Consider the following 19,113-nt stretch of genomic DNA (forward strand, 5'->3'; position numbering starts at 1 on the left):
TCCCACCACGGCACCCCCGCCAATGGCCTTCCCCACGCCCCTCAAGACCGGGCCGCTGCCCGGATACACGAGGTCCGCCACGCCGGAGACCAGGCCCACGGCCCCCGCGACCTTGCCGATGGCGTCGTAGGTCTTGTCCCGCTGCTGCTGGCTCGCGGAACGGCCATTCCCCGCGGCCTCGATGCCGGCCATGACCGGGTCCTCCGCCGGCTCCTCCCCCGAGGAGGGCATGCTGAAGGGGTCTTCCGTCTGGGAGCGGTTGCTCCCGAAGAAGCCCCCCTCGTCATCCGGCATGACGGCCGGCATCTGCAAATCCGCCTGGCCTCCGGGACGCCGGAGCGGCTCGGGAGCGTCGGAGAAGAACCCCGCTCCAGGCTTCCGGCCCGGATGCGGAAACTCCTCCTGGGGCGGGGTGGGCCCGCGCGGACGGAGCCGCACCTCTTCCACCCGCGCGGTGTTGGACTGCGGAGCCTCGTCCTCTTCGTCGAAGAAGCCAGCCATGTTTCCCCCTCATGGGATTATTCCCACGGTGCTGCACTCCCAATCCTGGGCCGCGAAGTGCGACCCCGTCAAGACAGGGGGTGGAGGGGGACGCGGCGGGTCCCGCCGTCAGGGAAGCTGTCCCAGCAGCTCGAAGAGGGCCTCGCGCGTCAGCCCCGCCGCGTCGCGAGCCACCGTCTCCAGCATCCCCCTGGCCCGGCCCAGTTGGTCCGGGCCCGCATCCATCAGCGCGGCCACCGCGGCCTCCTGGAGCTCGCGCGACGCGGCCGGGCCCAGCTGTCCCTTCAGCAGGAAGAGGGCCTCCGCCGCCGGGGCTCCGGAGCGCACCAGCGCCACGGCGGAGCGGGCCGCCACATGGGGACTCTCGTCCCGCAGGTGCTCGCGCAGGGCCGCGACGGCGGCGGGCGACAAGGGGCCGCTGAATCCCAACAGGGTCGCCCCTTCCTGCCGGATGGGCGCTTCGGGCGCGGTCAGCGTGCGCAGCAGCACGGACTCCTGGTCCGGCAACGAGGGTGCGGGCTCATCTTCCAGGTACAGCTCTTCCAGCAGGCCCCGCAGCGAGACCAGCGCCAGGTAGAGGCGCGCGCCATCCGACGTGCGCACCTGCTCCAGCAACCGGGGCGCGGTGAGCGTCGGCGCCAGATGGGCGAGCGCGGCCAGGGACTCCAGGGCGGAGAGGGCCACGGGCTCCTCGTCCTCCAGCAGCTCCAGCAGCCTGGGCAGCCCGGACGCCCCGGCGGTGCCCAGCCGTCCCACGATGCGCGCCATGGCGCTGCGGACCGCGACGCTCGGGTGCTGGAACATCCCATCCAGCGCGGTGAGCTGGGGCGGATCCACCCGGCACACCATGGTGAGCACGGTCGCCGCGTTCTCCAGCGCCGGCGACTCCGCGTCCATCCGCGCCAGCACCGCCAGCACGCTCTGGACGGCGAGGCCGGTGAGGCCCGCCTGAGGGGGCCACCAGTCGCGCTGCAACACGAACAGCAGCGGCTCCGCGACCGCTGTTCCGGGCCGGCCCAGTTCCTCCAACAACGCCCGCGCGGTCTGCTCCCGCGACTCCGGCGTCCCGGACACCAGCAGCTCCTCCAACGCCGACACCGCCTCCTCGCGTGAACCCGCATCACGCGAGGAGAGCCGCCCCAACCCTTCCTCCACCGTGCGGACACGGCCCTTGCTGCGCTCCGAAGACATGGCTCCACGCTAGCGCAACACCCCGGGAGCCCGGGGCTTCACGCTAGGGGGAGACCTCCGTGGCGTGCCCCTCCATGTCCACGTCGAAGTGGAGCGTGCCCCGGTTCTTGCCCACCACGTACAGGGCGTAGCGGCCCCCGGGTTGGAGCGCCCGGGGCCCGTCCAGCACGGTGAAGCCGGGGGGCGCCTCGCCGTACGTCAGCGAGGCCACGCTGGCCAGGTCGCCGTACGGCTCCGCCCGCAGCTGCCAGTACATCTCCCCCGCCCGGTCCAGCACCTGGACGGTGGTGTAGCGGGGGCGATCCACGTGCTCCGGATCCTCCACGGTGAAGCGCGGAGCGGGCAGATGCCGCGCGCTCGCCACCAGGGATACCTGGAGGACCGGACGACACGCGGTGAGCAGCAGGAGCAGGACCCAGGCCCACCCCAGGTTGGCGAGGCGCGGCGACCGCATGGCCTACGGCGCTCCCTTTCCGGCCCGCACCTGGGCGATGGCCGCTTCAATCTGCGCCGTGTAGTCCTTGCCGTTGAAGTGGAAGCCGGCGGCGGGGTTGGCGAAGTAGCCCGCGAGTTGGGCCTGCTGGAGGAACTCCGCCTGCTGCTCGGGGTTGAGCTCGTTCCAGGCCTTGCCCGCGTCCAGGCCCTTCTCGAAGTCGTAGCCGTCTCCGATGTGCTGGGCCACCAGGGCTTCGCTCATGTAGTCCGTGCCGCCGTTCTGGTGCTGCCAGACGTGCGCCGACTCGTGCACCAGCAGGTCCGGCGTCAGGGGCAGGTTGTCCGGCGGGATGTAGATGGTGTTGCCGTGGGTGAACGCGCGCCCGGTGGTGCTGAAGAGGCCGGAGCTGCCCTCCTTGATGCGCATCTGCGAGTAGTCGATGGAGTCCCCGTAGACGCTGCGCAGCGTGGCGATCTCACTGTCCGACAGCTTGCGCCCGGGCGGCTCCACGCCAATCAGCGTCTGGATGGCGCTCAGGGCCCGTCCGCCCATCATCAGGAAGGCATCCACCGGCGTCTGCACGACGGTCTTCAGCAGGCCCAGCCCCATCTGCTTGAAGCCTTCACCGAACTTGCCCTGGAACAACTTGCCGATGCCGCCGAAGAAGGTGCCCACCCCCTCTCCGACGTTGCGGAACGCGCCCACCACGGTGCTGATGGCCCCGGTGAACAGGCTGCGCAGGCCGTCGCCCGCGCGGTTGGCCACGGTCTTCACGCCGCTCCAGACGGTCTTCGCCGCGTTGCCCACCCAGTTCGCCGCCGTGGTGACCGCGCCGCCCACGGCCTTGGCCGCGGTGGTGACCGCGCTGCCCACGGCCTTGGCCGCGGTGGTGACCGCGCCACCCACGGCCTTGGCCGCGTCACCAATGGCCTTGAAGGGGTTCCAGAACTCGACCTCCTTCGCCTTGCCGTCCACGACGATGGTGCCCTTGTCGTTCTCCGCGCGGATGTCCGCCACCTGCTTCGAGGACAGCTTCTCCCCGGACAGGAGGCGGCGGAACAGCTCGCCCTCGTCGCCCTGGGTGTCCTCGGTGTTGAGCTTCGTGTCCAGGTGGTGGCCCGCCTCCTCCACGTAGGTGGAGGCCGCCAGCGACGGATCCAGCGACTCATTGATGAGCACCGTGCCGGATTCCGCGTCGTAGGCGCCGTTGGCCCCGTTCAGCGTCTCCGCGGACACCGTGCGCACCGGCGGCAGCCAGCCGAAGTCGCCCTTCAGGGCCTGCTGCCGGAACTGCTCGGCCTTGGCGGCGTCGTAGCCCTCGCCGTAGACCGTCCGCATCGTCTCGTGGAACTTCTGCTTGTCCGACGCGAGCGCCCCGAACTCGCGCTTGAGCGTGGACGTCACGTCCGGCTGCTTGGAGACGAACGCGCTCTGCTCGGAGAAGCCCGCCCGGCGAGCCGCCACCTCCGGCGCATGCGCCGGCGTCCCCTGCGTCGTATTGCCTCGTGCCGTTCCCGCCGCGAGCCCCTTGCGAGGCTCCTGCGGCGGTACCCTGGATTGAATCCGCATCGTCATGACATCCCCCCTCCGTCAGCATGAAAACCCAGGACACAGCGTAAACCCTGGCTGACTCGGGGTGACATACGACGAACGGCCGATACACGGCTCGTTACACCTGCGCCATCTGGATGAGGTTGCCGCAGGTGTCCTCGAAGACAGCGACCGTGACGGGGCCCATGACGGTGGGCTTGCTGCGGAACACCACGCCGAGTTTCACCATGCGTTCATATTCCGCCTGACAGTCGTCGACGCCGAACGACGTCAACGGGATGCCCGCGTCGAACAGCGCCTTCTGGAACACACGCGCGGGCGCGAAGCCCATGGGCTCCAGCAGGATCTGCGTGCCCTCCGGCGCGTCCGGCGCGACGACGGTCAGCCACCGGTGCTCCCCTCCCATCGGGATGTCCACCTTCAGCACGAAGCCCAGGACCTCCGTGTAGAACTTCAGGGCCTTGGACTGGTCATCCACCATCACGCTCGTCACGCTGATCCGCATTCCGTATCTCCTGGGTGTTTCGTCGGTTCACTTCACCGGTGCCGCACGCCGTGCCGGAAACAGTCCACCGTGTGGTCATCCACGATGCCCGTGGCCTGCATCCACGCGTAGACGATGACCGGCCCCACGAACTTGAAGCCGCGCTGCTTGAAGGCCTTGGAGTACGCCTCCGACAGCTCCGTCTTCGCCGGCACGTCGCCCCGGCCCTTCCACACATTGCGGATGGGCTTCCCGCCCGCCATGCCCCAGACGAACGAGGAGAAGTCCTCGCCCGCCTCCTGCATCTTCAACCAGGCGCGCGCGTTGCCGATGGTCGCTTCAATCTTCGCGCGTGCCCGGACGATGCCCTCGTCCGCCATCAGGCGCGTGACGTCCTTCTCCGTGAAGCGCGCCACCACCTTCGGGTCGAAGCCCTTGAACGCCTTCCGGAAGGCCTCGCGCTTGCGCAGGATGACGATCCACGCGAGCCCCGCCTGGAAGCCCTCCAGCATCAACATCTCCCAGAGCGCGCGGCTGTCGCGCACCGGCACGCCCCACTCCTCGTCGTGGTAGGTCTGGTACAGCGGATCCGCTCCCACCCACACGCAACGCTGCTGCATCCGCGCTCCTCGCTGGTTCGCGGCAGGGCTACCATGGAGACTGAACAGGCGACCAGTCCCAGTGTGGGCCTTTTTCAGCGCGGCCGGGTGAGCAGCGCGAACAGCCCGTCGCTCCACCACCGGCCGCGCAGCCCCGGCAGGAACCGCTGCCAGTACACGCTGCTGCGGGGAATCCGCCCGGGCAGCGGGTAGTCGAAGTCGATGGACTGGAACCCCGCCTCCACGGCCATGCGCCGCGCGTCCAGTTCCGTAATGGGCGTGATGTGTCCGGAGTCCCGGTAGTCCTGCTCGCAGAACGCGGGGAAGTAGCCCCGGACCAGGAAGGACAGCCGCGCCGTCAGGCTGTCGTTGTTGGGCGTGGTGAAGAAGAGGTGGCCTCCGGGCTTGAGCACGCGGAAGGCCTCCTTCACGAAGTGGCGCGGGTTGGCCAGGTGCTCCAGCACTTCGATGGCGAACACCCAGTCCACCGACGCGTCGCCCCACGGCAGCGCGTCCCGGGACACGTCCCGCAGCTGGAACTCCACGCCCTGCAGGCGGCTGGCGCCCGCGTCGTGGATATCCGTGCTGAGGATGCGCTCGACGGCCGGGTTCCGCTGCAGCCGGCGGATCCACCCGCCACCGCCCGAGCCCACGTCGAGCACCACGCCGAAGGCCCGCTGCCCCGCCACGCTCCAGGCCGCGTCCCGCAGCGGCTCCGGGGATAGCCCTTCCTGACGCTGCGCGTAGGCGGCGGCGTCATGGCCCAGCGGTCCCGTGTTGCCCTTCACTCCTGAGTCCATGCGCGGAACTCTACCCTCCGGAGCGCCGTGGCGCCCGGTCCGCCTCCAGGCCAGCCCCCCGGCGCTTCGGAGGACGCTTCACTGCATGCCCGGCCGCGCGGGCTCGGGGCTCCGCATGGGGACACCCATGGGCGCCTCGTCCTTGAGCGAGCCGCGGATCATCTCCCGCAGCTCGGGGCTGTCCTTCTCCCCATGGACGGACACCGCGTGTTCCACCGCGGCCCGCAGCACCTCGTCCTCCTCGCCGGTGATGGTCAGCGAGCAGTTGGACTCGCTGGGGGCCTCCCGGCAATCCATTGTCTTGCGTGACATGGCTGATTCACCTCCCCTTCTGAGTTGCGCATGTGAAGGGCCACGCGCAATTCGCGCGAACCGCTATCATCCGCGCGCCAGGTGCTACCGGGAGGCACGCATGGGACAGGAAGTGGATGTCATTGTCGTGGGCGGAGGGCTCGCGGGACTCGTCGCCGCGACCGAGCTCGCGGATGCGGGCAAGCGCGTCGCCGTGGTGGACCAGGAGGGACCGCAGAACCTGGGCGGCCAGGCGTTCTGGTCGTTCGGCGGCCTGTTCCTCGTGGACTCGCCCGAGCAGCGGCGCATGGGCATCAAGGACTCCCACGCGCTCGCGCTGGAGGACTGGATGGGCACCGCCGCCTTCGACCGCGAGGAGGACCACTGGCCGCGCCAGTGGGCGGAGGCCTTCGTCAACTTCGCCGCGGGCGAGATGCGCCCCTGGCTCGTCCAACAGGGCATGAGCTGGTTCCCCGTGGTGGGCTGGGCGGAGCGAGGCGGCTACGGCGCCGTGGGCCACGGCAACTCCGTCCCCCGCTTCCACGTCACCTGGGGCACCGGCCCCGGCGTGCTGGAGCCCTTCGTCCGCCGCGCCAAGGCAGCGGAGGCCAAGGGCACCCTCACCTTCCACTTCCGCCACCGCGTGGACGAGCTGCTCACGCAGAACGGCGCCGTGGTGGGCGTGCGCGGCATGTTGCTGGAGCCCACGGACGTCCCCCGAGGCGCCAGCAGCTCGCGCGTGACGGTGGGTGACTTCGAGCTGCGCGCGAGCGCGGTCATCGTCACGTCCGGCGGCATTGGCGGCAACCATGAGTTGGTGCGCAAGGCGTGGCCCCAGCGCATGGGCCCCGCGCCGAAGTTCATGATTCAAGGCGTGCCCGACCACGTGGACGGCCGGATGATCGCCATCACGGAGGCCGCGGGCGGACGCCTCATCAACCGCGACCGCATGTGGCACTACACGGAGGGCCTGCGGAACTGGAACCCCATCTGGCCCCGGCACGGCATCCGCATCCTACCGGGCCCCAGCTCGCTGTGGCTGGACGCCACCGGCAAGCGCCTGCCGCCGCCGCTGTTCCCCGGCTTCGACACGCTGGGCACGCTGGAGCACATCCTCAAGACGGGCCACGAGCACACCTGGTTCATCCTCAACCAGTGGATCATCAAGAAGGAGTTCGCGCTCTCCGGCTCGGAGCAGAACCCGGACCTCACGGGCAAGGACTGGCTGGGCGTGCTCAACCGCGCCGTGGGCAAGAAGGCCATGGGCCCGGTGGAGTCCTTCAAGGAGAAGGGCGAGGACTTCGTCATCTCCGACAACCTGCGCGACCTGGTCGCCGGGATGAACGCGAAGACGGAAGCCCCCCTGCTGGACTTCGCCACGGTGGAGCGGGAGGTGAAGGCCCGCGACCTCCAGATGGACAACCCCTTCAGCAAGGACCTGCAGCTGGCCGCCATCCGCCAGGCGCGCAACTACCGGGGTGACAAGCTGGTGCGCACCGCGAAGCCGCACCGCATCCTGGACCCCCAGGCGGGGCCGCTCATCGGCGTGAAGCTGAACATCCTCACGCGCAAGACGCTGGGCGGCTTCGAGACGGACCTCCAGGGCCGCGTCTTCAACGCCCAGGGGAAGACCATCCCAGGGCTCTATGCGGCAGGTGAGGTGGCCGGCTTCGGAGGCGGTGGCGTCCACGGCTACCGCGCCCTGGAAGGCACGTTCCTGGGCGGCTGCATCTTCTCCGGCCGCGCCGCGGGCCGGGCCGCCGCGGGGAATGTGTAGTCATGGGCGGTGACGGGCAGGGGCGCGTAAAGGCCCCTGCCCCTCCGGGCGTCCTCAGGCGGCGGCCTGGAAGGGCCACGGCGTGGAGCGAGCCCCGGCCATCCAGTTGTCGTGCCGGCCGTCCCAGTACTTGAAGTCGAGCAGCGACGGGTCCACGTCATCCAGCGTGTTGACGTAGATGGAGACGAACTTCCCGCCCAGCTCCGGGACGTCGCCGTCGCCGAAGCACACGACGCCGCAGCGGCCGCAGAAGCTGCGCGTGTTGGGGCTGCCGTCGCGCCCGTACTTCTTGATGGCGTCCTGGCCCTTGAGGAGCCGGAAGGCGTCCGGCTTCATCCCCGCGCCGCCGCCGTAGCCGTACTTCATGCAGATGGTGCAGTTGCAGCGGGTCACGTCCGACAGGTCCACGGTGGCCTCGTAACGCACGGCGCCACACAGGCAGCCGCCCGCGTAGGTGTGCAGGCCGCGCAGGGCAGGGGTCTTCTGAGGGTCGTTCTGGGTCATGGCGAAAGCTCCGGTGCCGCGTTGTGGGAACGAACCCAATGTCGCCCCTGCCCGTGACAGCCTTATGTCAGGTTTGTCGCCCTCCCCTGTTGAACCCGGCGGGGCCAGGCCCAGAGTGCCCCGGTCCGCCGTTCCCGGAGGCCGCATGCCCGCGTGGAAGTCCCTGTCCCGTGTCCTTGCCTCGACGTTGCTCCTGCCGCTGCTGGGGGCCGCACCACCCGCCACCCCGCCCGCCACGAAGCCCGCTTCGGCGGTGAAGGCGGCCGCGGGCGCGCCGGCGGCCCGGCCGTCGAAGCAGTACTCGGTGGAGCAGTTCATGGGGTCCACGGAGGTGATGGCCCCGGTCTTCACCTCGGATGGCAAGCAACTGCTCTTCTCGTCGAACGCGTCCGGCATCTTCAACGTGCACAGCGTGCCGGTGGGTGGGGGCAGGCCCACCGCGCTGACGCGCTCGAAGACGGACAGCATCCGGGTGGTCGGGACCTTTCCGCGCGACAGCCGCTTCCTCTTCGAGCGCGACCAGGAGGGCAACGAGCAGTCGCACGTCTACGTGCGCACGCCGGACGGCAAGGAGAAGGACCTCACTCCCATGAAGCAGGGCGTGGCCCACTTCCTGGGCTTCAGCCACGACGACAGCGCGTTCTACATCACCACCAACGAGCGCGACCCGGGCGCCATGGACGTGTACCGCCATGACGCGAAGACGTACGCGCGCACGCTCCTGGTCCAGAACGACAAGGGGTTCGGCGTCGCCGCCGTGGCCCCGGACGAGAGCTGGGTGGCGCTGGAGGAGGCGGTCACCACGTCGGACCGCAACGTGTGGCGCTACGACGTCGCGACGAAGACGCTGAAGAACCTCACGCCCCACACGGGCGCGGCCAGCTACCGCGTGGGGGACATCCACCCCGTCACCGGGGAGCTGTACGTCATCACGGACGACGGCTCGGAGTTCACCCGGGTGGTGCGCCCGGCGAAGGAGGCCGGCAAGTGGGAGGACGTGGAGAAGGCGGACTGGGACATCTTCGGCACCCACTTCTCGCGCTCGGGGGCGTTCCGCGTCTCCATCATCAACGTGGACGCCGGTGTCGAGGTGCGCCTGCACGACGTGAAGGCCGGCACCCAGGTTCCGCTGACGCAGCTCCCCGCCGGGATGATCTCCGACGTCGTCTTCTCCCGTGACGAGAAGCAGCTGGCGGTCCAACTGGAGACGGACCGCACCTCCGCGAACCTCTATGTCCTGGACCTGGCCACGAAGAAGACCCGGCGCGTGACGGACACGATGAGCCGCGAGCTCGACCCGGAGAACCTGGTGGACGCGCAGGTGGTGCGCTTCAAGTCCTTCGACGGGATGGAGATCCCCAACCTGCTCTTCAAGCCGCACCAGGCGACGGCGGAGCACAAGGCCCCCGCCATCGTCTACGTGCACGGCGGCCCCGGCGGCCAGACGAGCCGGGGCTACAACAACTTCGTCCAGTACCTGGTGAACCGCGGCTATGTGGTGCTGGGCATCAACAACCGGGGCAGCGCCGGCTACGGCAAGACGTTCCTGAAGGCGGATGACCAGAAGCACGGCAAGGATCCGCTGCGCGACTGCGTGGAGGCGCGCAAGTACCTGGCGAGCCTGCCGTACGTGGACGGCTCGCGCGTGGGCATCCTCGGCGCCAGCTACGGTGGCTACATGGTGCTGGCGGCGCTCGCCTTCCACCCGGACGCCTTCGACGTGGGCGTGGACGTCTTCGGCCCGTCCAACTGGCTGCGCACGCTGAAGAGCATGCCGCCCGAGTGGGGCGCCTTCCGTCAGGCCATGTTCCAGGAGATGGGCAACCCGGAGACGCAGGAGGCGATGCTCAAGGAGATCTCCCCCTTCTTCCACGCCGACCGCATCCAGAAGCCGCTGTTCGTGGTCCAGGGCGCCAACGACCCGCGCGTCCCCCAGGCGGAGTCGGACGACATCGTGGCGGCGGTGAAGAAGAACGGCGTGCCCGTGGAGTACCTGCTGCTCCCCGACGAGGGCCACGGCTTCAAGAAGAAGAAGAACGAGGCGGAGGTGGACCGGCGCGTCCTGGAGTTCTTCGACCGCTACCTGAAGCCCGCCACCGCCACGGCCCCCAAACCCTGAGGACGGCGGCGTTCAACTGCGGCGACGGGAGGGAGCCCTGGAAGCAGGAGGGCCTCTCGTCGCCGCGGCGGCTTCGCCCAGCGGGGTTCGCGAGACAGTGGCCAGCAGGTCCCGCAGGGCGGAGGCCTGGGTGTCGCCCACGACGCGCTCGAAGTCCGCCTGGGCGCGCAGCCAGAGAGGCCGGGCCTTGCGGTAGACGCCCTACCCTTCCGGAATGATGGCGATGGCTCGCTGGCGCCGGTCGGTGCGGCCCACCTCCAGCACCACGATGCCGTCCATCAAGAGGGGCCGCAGGTTGTGGGTGAGCGTGGAGGGGTCCATGACGAGCTGATCCGCCAGCGCGTTCACGGTCAGCGGGCCCTGGGTCTGGACGCGGTGGAGGATGGAGTACTGCGTCGTCCGGAGGCCGCTGGGCGCGAGCACCTGATCATAGAACTGCGTGAACATGGCGGCTGGCCTGCCGCAGCGCCAGGCAGTTGCAGAGGGTGCGCTGGAGATCGTCTTGGGACATCGCTGCCGGGAACTATACGTGGGCCCGGGCGTGCCCGCTTGAAGGCGACACCGTCATGAGGGCACACCGGCTTCATTATGCGTGGGTGATGGCCGCGGCCATCTTCGTGGTGCTCCTGTGCGCTGCGGGCGTGCGGGCGACCCCGAGCGTCTTCATCGTCCCGCTGGAGCGGGAGTTCGGCTGGAGCCGGGCCCTCGTCTCCTCGGCCGTGTCGGTGAACCTGGTGCTCTACGGGCTGGTGGGGCCGTTCGCCGCGGCGCTGATGCAGAAGTTCGGCATCCGGCGCACGACGCTCGTGTCACTCTGCATCATCGCGGTGGGTGTGGCGCTGACGGACTTCATCCACGCACCGTGGCAGCTGCTCCTCTTCTGGGGCGTGCTGGTGGGGCTGGGCACGGGCACGACGGCGATGGTGCTGGGCGCCACGGTGGTGCAGCGCTGGTTCGTCGCGCGGCGCGGGCTGGTGATGGGCGTGCTGACCGCGAGCACCGCCACGGGGCAGCTGGTGTTCCTGCCGCTGCTCGCGATGCTGGTGGAGCACCACGGCTGGCGCGTCGTGTCCTTCACCGTGGCGGGCGTGGTGGCGTGCGTGATTCCGCTGGTCGCATGGCTCGTGCGCGACCGGCCGTCGGACGTGGGGCTGAAGCCCTACGGGGCCGCGCCGGAGGACGAAGAGGTGAAGCCATCCAGCGTGAATCCCCTGGCCAACGCGCTGGGGGCGCTGGGGCGGGCCTCGCGCAAGCGGGACTTCTGGCTGCTCGCGGGGAGCTTCTTCATCTGCGGCGCGACGACGAACGGACTGGTGGGCACGCACCTGATTCCGGCGTGCATGGACCACGGCATCCCGGAGGTGCGCGCGGCGGGGTTGCTCGCGCTGATGGGCATCTTCGACCTGGTGGGCACGACGGCGAGCGGCTGGATGTCGGACCGCTTCGACAACCGCTGGCTGCTGTTCTGGTACTACGGCCTGCAAGGGCTGGCGCTGCTCTACCTGCCGAGCGCTTTCGAGATGTCCGTCTTTGGCCTGCCGCTGTTCGCGGTGTTCTACGGCCTGGATTGGATCGCCACGGTGCCGCCGACGGTGCGCCTGACGACGCAGACGGTGGGCGCGGAGGACGGGCCCATCGCCTTCGGCTGGGTGGTGGCCGCGCACCAGGTGGGCGCGGGCCTGGGAGCGCTGGGCGCGGGCGTCATCCGCACGTCGCTGGAGACGTACACGCCCGCCTGGGTCGTCGCGGGCGTCATCTGCCTCGCGGCGGCGCTGGTGGTGCTGCGCATCGGGCGCGGCGCCGCTTCGTCACCGCCGGTGGTGGGCGCGCCTACGACGCACTGAAGGATTTCAGTCCTCGCCCAGCAGAACGACCTTGCCCACCGTGTTCCGTCCCTCCAACTGGCGGTGGGCCTCCTCCGCGCGGGACAGTGGCAGCGCCAGGCCCACCACGATGCGCAGGCGCTTCGCCACGACCTCCGCCAGCAGCGCCTCACGCGCCTTGCGCTGCACCTCTGGAGGCGTGGGCGTGCGCAGCCAGTAGGCGCCCACGGTGATCGACTTCGCGTAGAGCGACTCCACCTCCACGTGCGGCGGATGGCCGCTGGCGTTGCCGTAGCTCACCAGGTGCCCGAAGGGCGCCAGCGCGTCCAGGCTGGCCTGCCAGGTGCTCGCGCCCACGGAGTCCAGCACGCGCTCCACGCCGCGCCCCTGCGTCAGCTCACGCACGCTCGCGGCGACGTCCTCCTGGTCGTAGCGGATGACGGCGTCCGCGCCCACGTCCCGCGCGAGCTTCGCCTTCGCCTCGCCCGACACCGTGCCGATGACCCGCGCTCCCGCCGCCTTCGCCAGCTGCACCGCGAGCAGCCCCACGCCGCCGGCCGCCGCATGGATGAGGACTGTCTGCCCCGCCTCCACGCGCCCCACGGTGTGCACCACGTGGTACGCCGTCAGCCCCTGCACCAGCAGCGCGGCGGCCTCCTCGAAGGACACCTCCGGTGGCAGCACCAGCAGCTCCTCCACCGGCGCGAGCGCGGCCTCCGCGTAGGCCTCCTTCGTCAGGGCGACCACGCGGCGGCCCACCCAGGATGGGTCTACACCGGGCCCCACCGCTCGCACCACGCCCGCGGCCTCGCTGCCCAGGATGCGCGGCAGGGGCGCCTGGGCGTCGTACAGCCCCCGGCGGCGCTCGGTGTCCGCGAAGTTCACGCCCGCGGCATGGACTCGCACGAGGACCTGGCCCGGCCCGGGCACGGGCTCCGGTGCGTCCTCCCAACGGAGGACCTCCGGCCCTCCCTGCTGGTGGTAGCGGATGGCTTTCATGCTCAGAGTCCTAACGTCCGCGCTGCTTGCCTGTCAGGACTGAATTTCCGCCGCCGTCGCTGGGAGCGAAAGGAGCGGTCCCGATGCGCCAGGCGACGAAGCAGTCCCCGATGAACCTCAAGCACCTGAATCCTTCCGGTCACGGCATCGACGCGGCCTCGCGTCCCAGCCCGGTGACCGCTCCTTCCACGTGCCGCTGGCGGGACTTCGCGTCCTTTCGCCTCGCCTCGCCCGGCTCCTGAAGGCGTCACGCCCCGTCCCTGACGCGGCATGTCCCTGGAGGCCGGGCTCCCGACAAGGGGACCCGGCCTTCTTCACGTCCGGCTCCCGTTCACCTTCCGATTCCCACCCATAGGCCGCGCACCGGGTGCAGTCCGAACTCCAAATCCGGACGAGCAGGGTTCGACTCCCTGGCGGCCTGTCCTGCCCGAAAGGCCCCGTGTCATGGAAACGCTGGTGTTGAGCCAGTCCTATGAACCTGTCGCACGCATCCCGTGGCAACGCGCCGTCATGCTGCTCGTCCAGGGCAAGGTGGAGGTCGTCGAGGAGTACGAGGACCGCGTCATCCGCTCGGTGACGGTGGAGCTGCGCATGCCGTCCGTCATCCGCTTCGTGCGCGCCCTGTGGAAGGGCCCGCGCGGCGTGCGCTTCAGCCGCGAGAACGTCTACCAGCGCGACCAGTGCCGCTGCCAGTACTGCGGCCGCAAGGTGACCCGTCCGGAGGCCACGTACGACCACGTGCTGCCGCGCGCGCAGGGTGGCCGCACGAGCTGGGACAACATCGTCATCGCCTGCGTGCCCTGCAACCAGAAGAAGGGCAACCGCACCCCGGCGCAGGCGCGCATGACGCTGCGCACCGTACCCGCGAAGCCGAAGCGGCTGCCGGACGCACTGGTCGTGTCGTTCCTCGTGGAGAAGGGCCTGCCCCTGTCCTGGCGCAAGTTCCTGAGGGACGTGGCCTACTGGCACACGGAGCTGGAAGCGTAGGGTCCCGGCCCATGCGGATGGGCCGGGACTTCGCTTCCGCGCCGCAACGGTTAGAGTGCCGCACGTCGAGGGGGCGTTCCGGACCACACCATGGCGACGAGGAAGAACGAAGACCACGAGCGGCTCATCGACCGCGACCTCACCGCGATGGCGCGCGAGGGCAAGCTGCCGGCCGCCCACGGCGTGGACACCTCCGTGACGGAGGTGCTGGGGCTCCTGGCGCGCGGAGGCAAGCACCCGCTGCTGGCGGGCGAGCCCGGCGTGGGCAAGAGCGCGCTTGTGCAGGAGGTGGCCCGCCGCATCGCGGAAGGACGCGTGGACGGCGACCTGGCCCAGGCGCGGCTCGTGGAGGTGTCCGTCGCGAACATCCTGGCGCGCAGCACCCAGCGCCAGGCGGCCGAGTCCTTCGAGGAGCTGCTCACCCACCTGGGCCGCCACCCCTGCCCCATCGTCTACATCCGCGACCTGCCGGTGGCCCTGGGCGGGCCCCTGGCGCCGGTGGCCGTGCGCGCGCTGCGCACCGGCGGCCTGCGCTTCATCTTCGAAACCGAGCCCAAGCGCGTGCAGGAGCTGCTGCGCGCCGATGAGGCCCTGGCCGAGCGGCTCCACCTGTTGCCCCTGAACGAGCCGCCGCTGGAGAAGGCGCGGTGGATTGTCGGCCGCGTGGCGGAGGAGCTGGAGCGCGAGCTGCGGCTGCCCATCGACCCGGCCGCGTGCGACCTGGCGCTGCGCCTGTCCGCGAAGTTCCTCCTGGCGCAGCACATGCCGCGCAAGGCCATCGAGCTGCTCAAGGAGACGGCGGCGGAGGCCGCGGGCGTGGCGCGCGACCACGTGGGGCCGGAGGACGTGCTCACCCGCTTCTGCGCCGCCACGCGCCTGCCCCGCTTCGTCGTGGACGACGCGATGCCGCTGGACCTGGAGGAGACGGAGCGCTTCTTCGGGGAGCGGCTGCTCGGCCAGACGGACGCGGTGGCCGCGGTGCTGCGCTCGGTGGCGCTGCTCAAGGCGGGGCTCAACGACCCGCGCCGCCCGCTGGGCGTGTTCCTCTTCGCCGGGCCCACGGGCGTGGGCAAGACGCAGCTGGCGAAGCTGCTGGCGGAGTACCTCTTCGGCTCCGCCGACAGGCTGGTGCGCCTGAACATGGCGGACTACCCCAACGACGGCGACGAGAGCGTCCCCTTCGGCGCGTCGTGGGCGCCCGCGCTGGAGACGCGGCGTGGAGAGCTGTCCGCGCTGCTCGACGGCAAGGTGTTCACCGTGCTGCTGCTGGACGAGTTCGAGAAGGCCGCGCGCAGCGTGCACGACCGCTTCCTCCAGCTCTTCGACGAGGGCACCTTCGTCAACGGCGCGGGCGAAGCGGTGTCGTGCAACAACACGCTCATCGTGGCCACGTCCAACGTGGGCTCGGAGGTGTACCGCGAGGCGGGCCTGGGCTTCGCCGCGCACAAGCGCGCCGAGGAGCAGGTGTCGGAGGTGGACCGCCGCATCGCGGAGGCCTTCCGCCCGGAGTTCCTCAACCGCTTCGACGCCATCTGCCACTTCCGTCCGCTGTCTCGCGTGGACATCCGCAAGATCGCCCAGCGCGAGGTGGGCCGCGTGCTGGAGCGCGAGGGCATCCGCGCCCGCGCCCTGGACGTGGAAGTGACACCGGAGGTGGTGGACCGGCTGGTGGAGCGCGGCTATTCGCCGCAGTTCGGTGCGCGCTACCTGCAGCGTGAAATCGAGAAGACGCTCACCGCGGCGCTCGCGGTGGAGATTGCGCGCAGGCCGCTGCCGCCGGGCACGCCCGTGCGTGTGGAGGCCCGTCCCGGAGGCCGCGTGGTCGCGGTCGCGGAGCCCGTGCCACCTCCCCGTGAAGTGACGGCGCAGCTGCTGTTGCCCACGCCGAAGGCCGCGGCGGTGAAGCGCCGGCTGGACCGCAAGTCGCTGCTGATCGAGATGGACCGGCTGGTGGGCCGTGCCCGTGCGCTCGCCGAGTCCACGGGGCGAACGGAGCTGGAGCAGCGCCGCGCGGCGCTGCTCGCGGAGACGCAGGCGCCCAACCTCTGGGACGACTCGCTGCGCGCGGCGGACGTCCTCCGCGCCTTCCGCACGGTGGAGGCGCAGCTGGGAGAGCTGGACCGCCTGGAGGCCGCGTGCCAGTTCGGGCGCCGGCTGGTGCGCGAGGCGAAGAACGAGGTGCAGCTGGGCTCCGCCGCGAAGCAGGTGGAGGAGGTCGCGCGAGAGGTCCAGATGGCGGAGGCGCTGCGGGCCGCCGGGGCCACGACGTTGGACAACGAGGCGCTGGTGGACATCTGCGCCAGCGACGCGTCGGAGCTGCAGGACGTGTGGGTCCAGGAGCTGGCCACCATGTACCTGGGCTGGGCGCAGCGCCGGGGCTACGAGGCCACCGCCATCGCGGAGGCGGACGCCCCCGCGCGAGTGGTGGTGCGCATCGCCGGACCGGGCGCGTACGGCTTCCTCGCGGGAGAGGCGGGGCTGCACCGCCGCCTGGAGGACGAGAAGCGCCAGCGCGCGTACGTGCGCGTGCACCGGGGCGGGCCTCTGGAAGAAGTGGAGCGGGAGCTGCTGGTGCTGGAAGGCCGGCCGGTGAAGAGCCGCGAGGGCGAGTACCTGCAGCGCGTGCGCAACGAAGTCACCGCGAAGGACGAGGCCACGGGCCGCGTGCTCACGCTCATTGGCGCCGGGGAGCTGGACGAGCTCAAGGGCATCGCCGCGCGTGTCGTCGCCGGCCAGGGTGCCAGCACCGACGAGGCCCGCCGCTACTTCCTGGGCCGAGGAGCGCGCGTGGAGGATCCACGCACGGGCGCGGGGACGCCCCGCGTGAAGGACGTGATGCGCGGCGAGCTGGATGTGTTCATCGCCGCGTGGATCTCCCGTCCGCCGCCGGAAGGCTCCACGCCGCTGTCCTGAGCCGTCAGGGCAGGTCGCCCTGGGCCACGCCCAGTCGCAGGGCCTCCGCGAGCACGTCCAGGCCCTGCGCGGTGTTGATGCGGGAGTGGGACGTGGCGCCGCTAACCACCTGCACGGCTCCGCCCAGCACGAAGGGCAAGGGCCGGCGCCCCAGCCGCATCAACCGCTCGTCGTAGAACGCGGCCGGGGCGCGCTCACGCACCAGGCGCGCCAGGGTCACCATGTTCGCGGTGCGCGACGGCTGCATCGCGGGCCCCAGGCATGAGAAGTCGAACCCCACCTCCGGCAGCACGGCGCCCCTGCCGTCGCGGTCGAAGACGAAGACGACCTGCGACGTCTCCTCCTGCGAGCCGCGCACGCTCTTCTCCGCCGTCTTCGTCATCTTCAGGCCCCCCGTGATGAGGGCCGTGCCCAGCGCCACCTTCGTCGTCTTCTCCGTATGCTCGCTCTGCGTGCGCAGGGACGACGCGCCCCGGAGGATGACCGTCACGTCCTCCCAGGCCATGGTGAGCGGCGCGCCCGAGCGGGGCGTGAACGTCGCCTGCGCCGCGCCGAACGTCACGGTGCGAGCCGTGACTCGCTCCGCGACCTCCGACTCGTCGATGGCGAGCGCCGCGAGCCCCGCGTCCCGGAGGGCCTTCACCAGGGCATCCGCCGCATCGGGAGCCAGGCGTGCAATCAGGGCGGGAGGCTCGGGAGCCAGCCGCATGCGGGCCTCCGCCGGGGCCATGCCCGCGGCGGCGGCGAGCACCTGGGCGGCTTCCGGAACCTCACCCGCGGGACGAACGAGCGCGACGATCTTCATGACGTTTTCCACCCCTGGCACCGAGCGTCGCCATCCTCGCGCGAAAGCAAGGTGGCGCGCATCCGAACCCCGGTGCGGCGGGGACATTCCACCGTGCGGTGGACAAACGCTCAGTCGAGCAGGTGCGGGTTGCGCAGCAGCAGCACCCCCGCCTGCACGGTGGCGGTGTAGCCATTGAGCTTGCCGGTGCGCACCAGCTCGCTCACGTCACGCACACCGGTCTCCGAGAGGACGCGGTCCACCACGCCCTCGCCCTGGTTGTAGGCCGCGAGCGCGAGCCGCCAGTCACCGTAGCGCTCATGCAGCGCCTGGAAGAGGGCCGCGGCGGCCTCCGTCTCCCGCGCCACGTCCAGCCGCTCGTCGCGTCCCGCCTCCACCGTCAAGCCGTAGCGACGCGCCGTCTCCGGAATGAACATCCACACGCCCGCGCCCCTCGGCCCCGGCGCCATCGACGGCTCGCGAGACGTCTCCGGCAGGTTGCTCACCGCCGACTCCACCATCGCCACCGCGAGCAATCCCTCCGGCAAGGAGCGCGAGCGCAGCGTGCCCGTCATCGCCTCGCGGTGCTCCTGGAGGTTCGCCAGCGCCTTGCGCATGAAGTCGCGGCCCTTCCGCGTGGTGACGAACTTGTTGAGCTGTTCGACCACGGCGGCATCCACCACCACCGGCAGGTCCCCTGCCTTCTGCCCCGCCTCCGCCAGCGCACGGGCCTCCGTCAACGACACCGCGCGCCCCCGCACCGTGCCCTGCGCCCACAACGCCAGCGGCGCGAGCACCAACGCCAGCGACAACGACAGACCCAGGGTGCGCACGGAGCTGCGGGGACGAGACTGGAACAGCATGTGGATCCTCCTGACAGTGGGGTGGGACATGCCGGTGACACCGGCGGGAAGAGAAAAGGCGGCAGGGACACGCAGCGACGCCTGCAACAGGCACCGCGCATACGCCTCCGCGGACACGTGCTTCACCGTGACGAGCGCCTCGTCACAGGCGAACTCCTGACGCTCCGCCAACCACCGCGAGAACGCCCGAGCGAACGGGTTCCAGAAGAAGGCGCTGTCGAACCCCAGCCGCGCATAGGCAAACACCGTGTCCCGCTGCCGGTGGTGTTGCAGCTCATGCCGCACCGTGAGCCGGAGCGCCTCCGAGTCCTCCAACACTTCAGCGGGAACCACCGCCCACGCGCCGCCACCGGGGAACCACACGGAGAACGCGCCGTCCGCCGCGTCCCCCAGCACCACGCGCACCCGGCCCACGCGGCGAAGCACGGGCAGCGTCACCAGCTTCCGCCGCAAGCGCGCATACCGCCGCAGCTCCCACGCCAGGACCGCCA

19 protein-coding genes are annotated in these 19,113 nt (G+C 70.7%); 6 read left to right on the forward strand and 13 right to left on the reverse strand.

What is annotated here, in order from left to right; all coding sequences use genetic code 11:
- From D7Y21_RS31750 to D7Y21_RS31785, 8 genes are all read right to left on the reverse strand, one after another.
- On the reverse strand, nt 1-501 hold a 501-nt coding region (locus D7Y21_RS31750), incomplete at its 3' end, for a hypothetical protein (protein WP_147469429.1).
- 108 nt (nt 502-609) lie between these two features.
- Nucleotides 610-1,692, reverse strand: a complete 1,083-nt coding sequence (locus D7Y21_RS31755; protein WP_121717593.1) for a hypothetical protein — start codon at nt 1,690-1,692, stop codon at nt 610-612.
- A gap of 43 nt (nt 1,693-1,735) precedes the next feature.
- A complete protein-coding gene (locus tag D7Y21_RS31760; protein WP_121717595.1) occupies nt 1,736-2,146 on the reverse strand; it encodes a hypothetical protein in 411 nt (136 codons plus the stop codon).
- A gap of 3 nt (nt 2,147-2,149) precedes the next feature.
- Nucleotides 2,150-3,703 carry a hypothetical protein gene (locus tag D7Y21_RS42370; RefSeq protein WP_199735525.1) on the reverse strand — a complete coding sequence of 518 codons (1,554 nt, stop codon included), beginning with the start codon at nt 3,701-3,703 and terminating at the stop codon, nt 2,150-2,152.
- Between the two features lie 94 nt (nt 3,704-3,797).
- Nucleotides 3,798-4,184, reverse strand: coding sequence for a VOC family protein (locus tag D7Y21_RS31770; protein WP_120566642.1), 387 nt, complete (start codon nt 4,182-4,184; stop codon nt 3,798-3,800).
- A 32-nt stretch (nt 4,185-4,216) separates the two neighbouring features.
- On the reverse strand, nt 4,217-4,783 hold the full coding sequence (locus tag D7Y21_RS31775) for a DNA-3-methyladenine glycosylase I (RefSeq protein WP_121717597.1): 567 nt from the start codon (nt 4,781-4,783) through the stop codon (nt 4,217-4,219).
- A gap of 74 nt (nt 4,784-4,857) precedes the next feature.
- Nucleotides 4,858-5,562 (reverse strand): bifunctional 2-polyprenyl-6-hydroxyphenol methylase/3-demethylubiquinol 3-O-methyltransferase UbiG, encoded by a 705-nt coding sequence (locus tag D7Y21_RS31780; RefSeq protein WP_121717600.1) that lies wholly within the window; start codon nt 5,560-5,562, stop codon nt 4,858-4,860.
- 78 nt (nt 5,563-5,640) lie between these two features.
- A complete protein-coding gene (locus D7Y21_RS31785) occupies nt 5,641-5,874 on the reverse strand; it encodes a DUF1059 domain-containing protein (protein ID WP_120566639.1) in 234 nt (77 codons plus the stop codon).
- A 100-nt stretch (nt 5,875-5,974) separates the two neighbouring features.
- Here D7Y21_RS31785 and D7Y21_RS31790 point away from each other — a divergent pair, with 100 nt between their 5' ends.
- Nucleotides 5,975-7,630: an FAD-binding dehydrogenase gene (locus tag D7Y21_RS31790; RefSeq protein WP_121717602.1), complete on the forward strand. Its 1,656-nt coding sequence runs from the start codon at nt 5,975-5,977 to the stop codon at nt 7,628-7,630.
- Between the two features lie 54 nt (nt 7,631-7,684).
- On the opposite strand, the gene D7Y21_RS31795 is transcribed toward D7Y21_RS31790, so the two are convergent.
- On the reverse strand, nt 7,685-8,134 hold the full coding sequence (locus tag D7Y21_RS31795; RefSeq protein ID WP_121717604.1) for a GFA family protein: 450 nt from the start codon (nt 8,132-8,134) through the stop codon (nt 7,685-7,687).
- A gap of 145 nt (nt 8,135-8,279) precedes the next feature.
- Here D7Y21_RS31795 and D7Y21_RS31800 point away from each other — a divergent pair, with 145 nt between their 5' ends.
- Entirely contained in the window at nt 8,280-10,253 is a 1,974-nt protein-coding gene (locus D7Y21_RS31800; protein WP_121717607.1) for a S9 family peptidase, read from the forward strand.
- Nucleotides 10,254-10,454: 201 nt separating this feature from the next.
- Here D7Y21_RS31800 and D7Y21_RS43060 read toward each other — a convergent pair whose 3' ends face one another.
- Nucleotides 10,455-10,700 (reverse strand): MarR family winged helix-turn-helix transcriptional regulator, encoded by a 246-nt coding sequence (locus tag D7Y21_RS43060; RefSeq protein WP_233612356.1) that lies wholly within the window; start codon nt 10,698-10,700, stop codon nt 10,455-10,457.
- Nucleotides 10,701-10,819: 119 nt separating this feature from the next.
- Between D7Y21_RS43060 and D7Y21_RS31810 the strand changes: the two genes are divergently transcribed.
- Entirely contained in the window at nt 10,820-12,097 is a 1,278-nt protein-coding gene (locus D7Y21_RS31810) for an MFS transporter (RefSeq protein WP_121717609.1), read from the forward strand.
- A gap of 6 nt (nt 12,098-12,103) precedes the next feature.
- Here the strand turns inward: D7Y21_RS31810 and D7Y21_RS31815 are convergent, their stop codons facing one another.
- Entirely contained in the window at nt 12,104-13,075 is a 972-nt protein-coding gene (locus D7Y21_RS31815; protein ID WP_121717610.1) for a quinone oxidoreductase, read from the reverse strand.
- An 83-nt stretch (nt 13,076-13,158) separates the two neighbouring features.
- Between D7Y21_RS31815 and D7Y21_RS42005 the strand changes: the two genes are divergently transcribed.
- From D7Y21_RS42005 to D7Y21_RS31825, 3 genes are all read left to right on the forward strand, one after another.
- Nucleotides 13,159-13,317, forward strand: coding sequence for a hypothetical protein (locus tag D7Y21_RS42005; RefSeq protein WP_158627385.1), 159 nt, complete (start codon nt 13,159-13,161; stop codon nt 13,315-13,317).
- 202 nt (nt 13,318-13,519) lie between these two features.
- Complete coding sequence (locus D7Y21_RS31820) at nt 13,520-14,062, forward strand: HNH endonuclease (RefSeq protein WP_120547468.1); 543 nt, start codon at nt 13,520-13,522, stop codon at nt 14,060-14,062.
- A 90-nt stretch (nt 14,063-14,152) separates the two neighbouring features.
- A complete protein-coding gene (locus D7Y21_RS31825; protein WP_120566630.1) occupies nt 14,153-16,975 on the forward strand; it encodes an AAA family ATPase in 2,823 nt (940 codons plus the stop codon).
- Between the two features lie 4 nt (nt 16,976-16,979).
- Here D7Y21_RS31825 and D7Y21_RS31830 read toward each other — a convergent pair whose 3' ends face one another.
- Together D7Y21_RS31830 and D7Y21_RS31835 are read right to left on the reverse strand one after the other, a co-directional pair.
- The gene (locus D7Y21_RS31830) at nt 16,980-17,780 is read right to left on the reverse strand and encodes a hypothetical protein (RefSeq protein WP_121717612.1); all 801 of its coding nucleotides are present in this window, start codon (nt 17,778-17,780) and stop codon (nt 16,980-16,982) included.
- Between the two features lie 110 nt (nt 17,781-17,890).
- Nucleotides 17,891-19,113: M56 and MltD domain-containing protein (locus D7Y21_RS31835; protein ID WP_121717614.1), on the reverse strand; the 1,223-nt coding region annotated here is incomplete at its 5' end.

Origin of the sequence: Corallococcus sp. AB045, from assembly GCF_003668895.1 — a bacterium.
Taxonomy (GTDB): domain Bacteria; phylum Myxococcota; class Myxococcia; order Myxococcales; family Myxococcaceae; genus Corallococcus; species Corallococcus coralloides.

Bases quoted from the DNA above. Each gene is read 5' to 3' on its own strand.
- D7Y21_RS31790 (WP_121717602.1), top strand. From the start codon at position 5,975: ATGGGACAGGAAGTGGATGTCATTGTCGTGGGCGGAGGGCTCGCGGGA.
- D7Y21_RS31770 (WP_120566642.1), bottom strand. From the start codon at position 4,184: ATGCGGATCAGCGTGACGAGCGTGATGGTGGATGACCAGTCCAAGGCC.
- D7Y21_RS42370 (WP_199735525.1), bottom strand. From the start codon at position 3,703: ATGACGATGCGGATTCAATCCAGGGTACCGCCGCAGGAGCCTCGCAAG.
- D7Y21_RS31795 (WP_121717604.1), bottom strand. From the start codon at position 8,134: ATGACCCAGAACGACCCTCAGAAGACCCCTGCCCTGCGCGGCCTGCAC.
- D7Y21_RS31830 (WP_121717612.1), bottom strand. From the start codon at position 17,780: ATGAAGATCGTCGCGCTCGTTCGTCCCGCGGGTGAGGTTCCGGAAGCC.
- D7Y21_RS42005 (WP_158627385.1), top strand. From the start codon at position 13,159: ATGCGCCAGGCGACGAAGCAGTCCCCGATGAACCTCAAGCACCTGAAT.
- D7Y21_RS31775 (WP_121717597.1), bottom strand. From the start codon at position 4,783: ATGCAGCAGCGTTGCGTGTGGGTGGGAGCGGATCCGCTGTACCAGACC.
- D7Y21_RS31760 (WP_121717595.1), bottom strand. From the start codon at position 2,146: ATGCGGTCGCCGCGCCTCGCCAACCTGGGGTGGGCCTGGGTCCTGCTC.
- D7Y21_RS31785 (WP_120566639.1), bottom strand. From the start codon at position 5,874: ATGTCACGCAAGACAATGGATTGCCGGGAGGCCCCCAGCGAGTCCAAC.
- D7Y21_RS31815 (WP_121717610.1), bottom strand. From the start codon at position 13,075: ATGAAAGCCATCCGCTACCACCAGCAGGGAGGGCCGGAGGTCCTCCGT.
- D7Y21_RS31825 (WP_120566630.1), top strand. From the start codon at position 14,153: ATGGCGACGAGGAAGAACGAAGACCACGAGCGGCTCATCGACCGCGAC.
- D7Y21_RS31780 (WP_121717600.1), bottom strand. From the start codon at position 5,562: ATGGACTCAGGAGTGAAGGGCAACACGGGACCGCTGGGCCATGACGCC.
- D7Y21_RS31755 (WP_121717593.1), bottom strand. From the start codon at position 1,692: ATGTCTTCGGAGCGCAGCAAGGGCCGTGTCCGCACGGTGGAGGAAGGG.
- D7Y21_RS31820 (WP_120547468.1), top strand. From the start codon at position 13,520: ATGGAAACGCTGGTGTTGAGCCAGTCCTATGAACCTGTCGCACGCATC.
- D7Y21_RS43060 (WP_233612356.1), bottom strand. From the start codon at position 10,700: ATGTTCACGCAGTTCTATGATCAGGTGCTCGCGCCCAGCGGCCTCCGG.
- D7Y21_RS31800 (WP_121717607.1), top strand. From the start codon at position 8,280: ATGCCCGCGTGGAAGTCCCTGTCCCGTGTCCTTGCCTCGACGTTGCTC.
- D7Y21_RS31810 (WP_121717609.1), top strand. From the start codon at position 10,820: ATGAGGGCACACCGGCTTCATTATGCGTGGGTGATGGCCGCGGCCATC.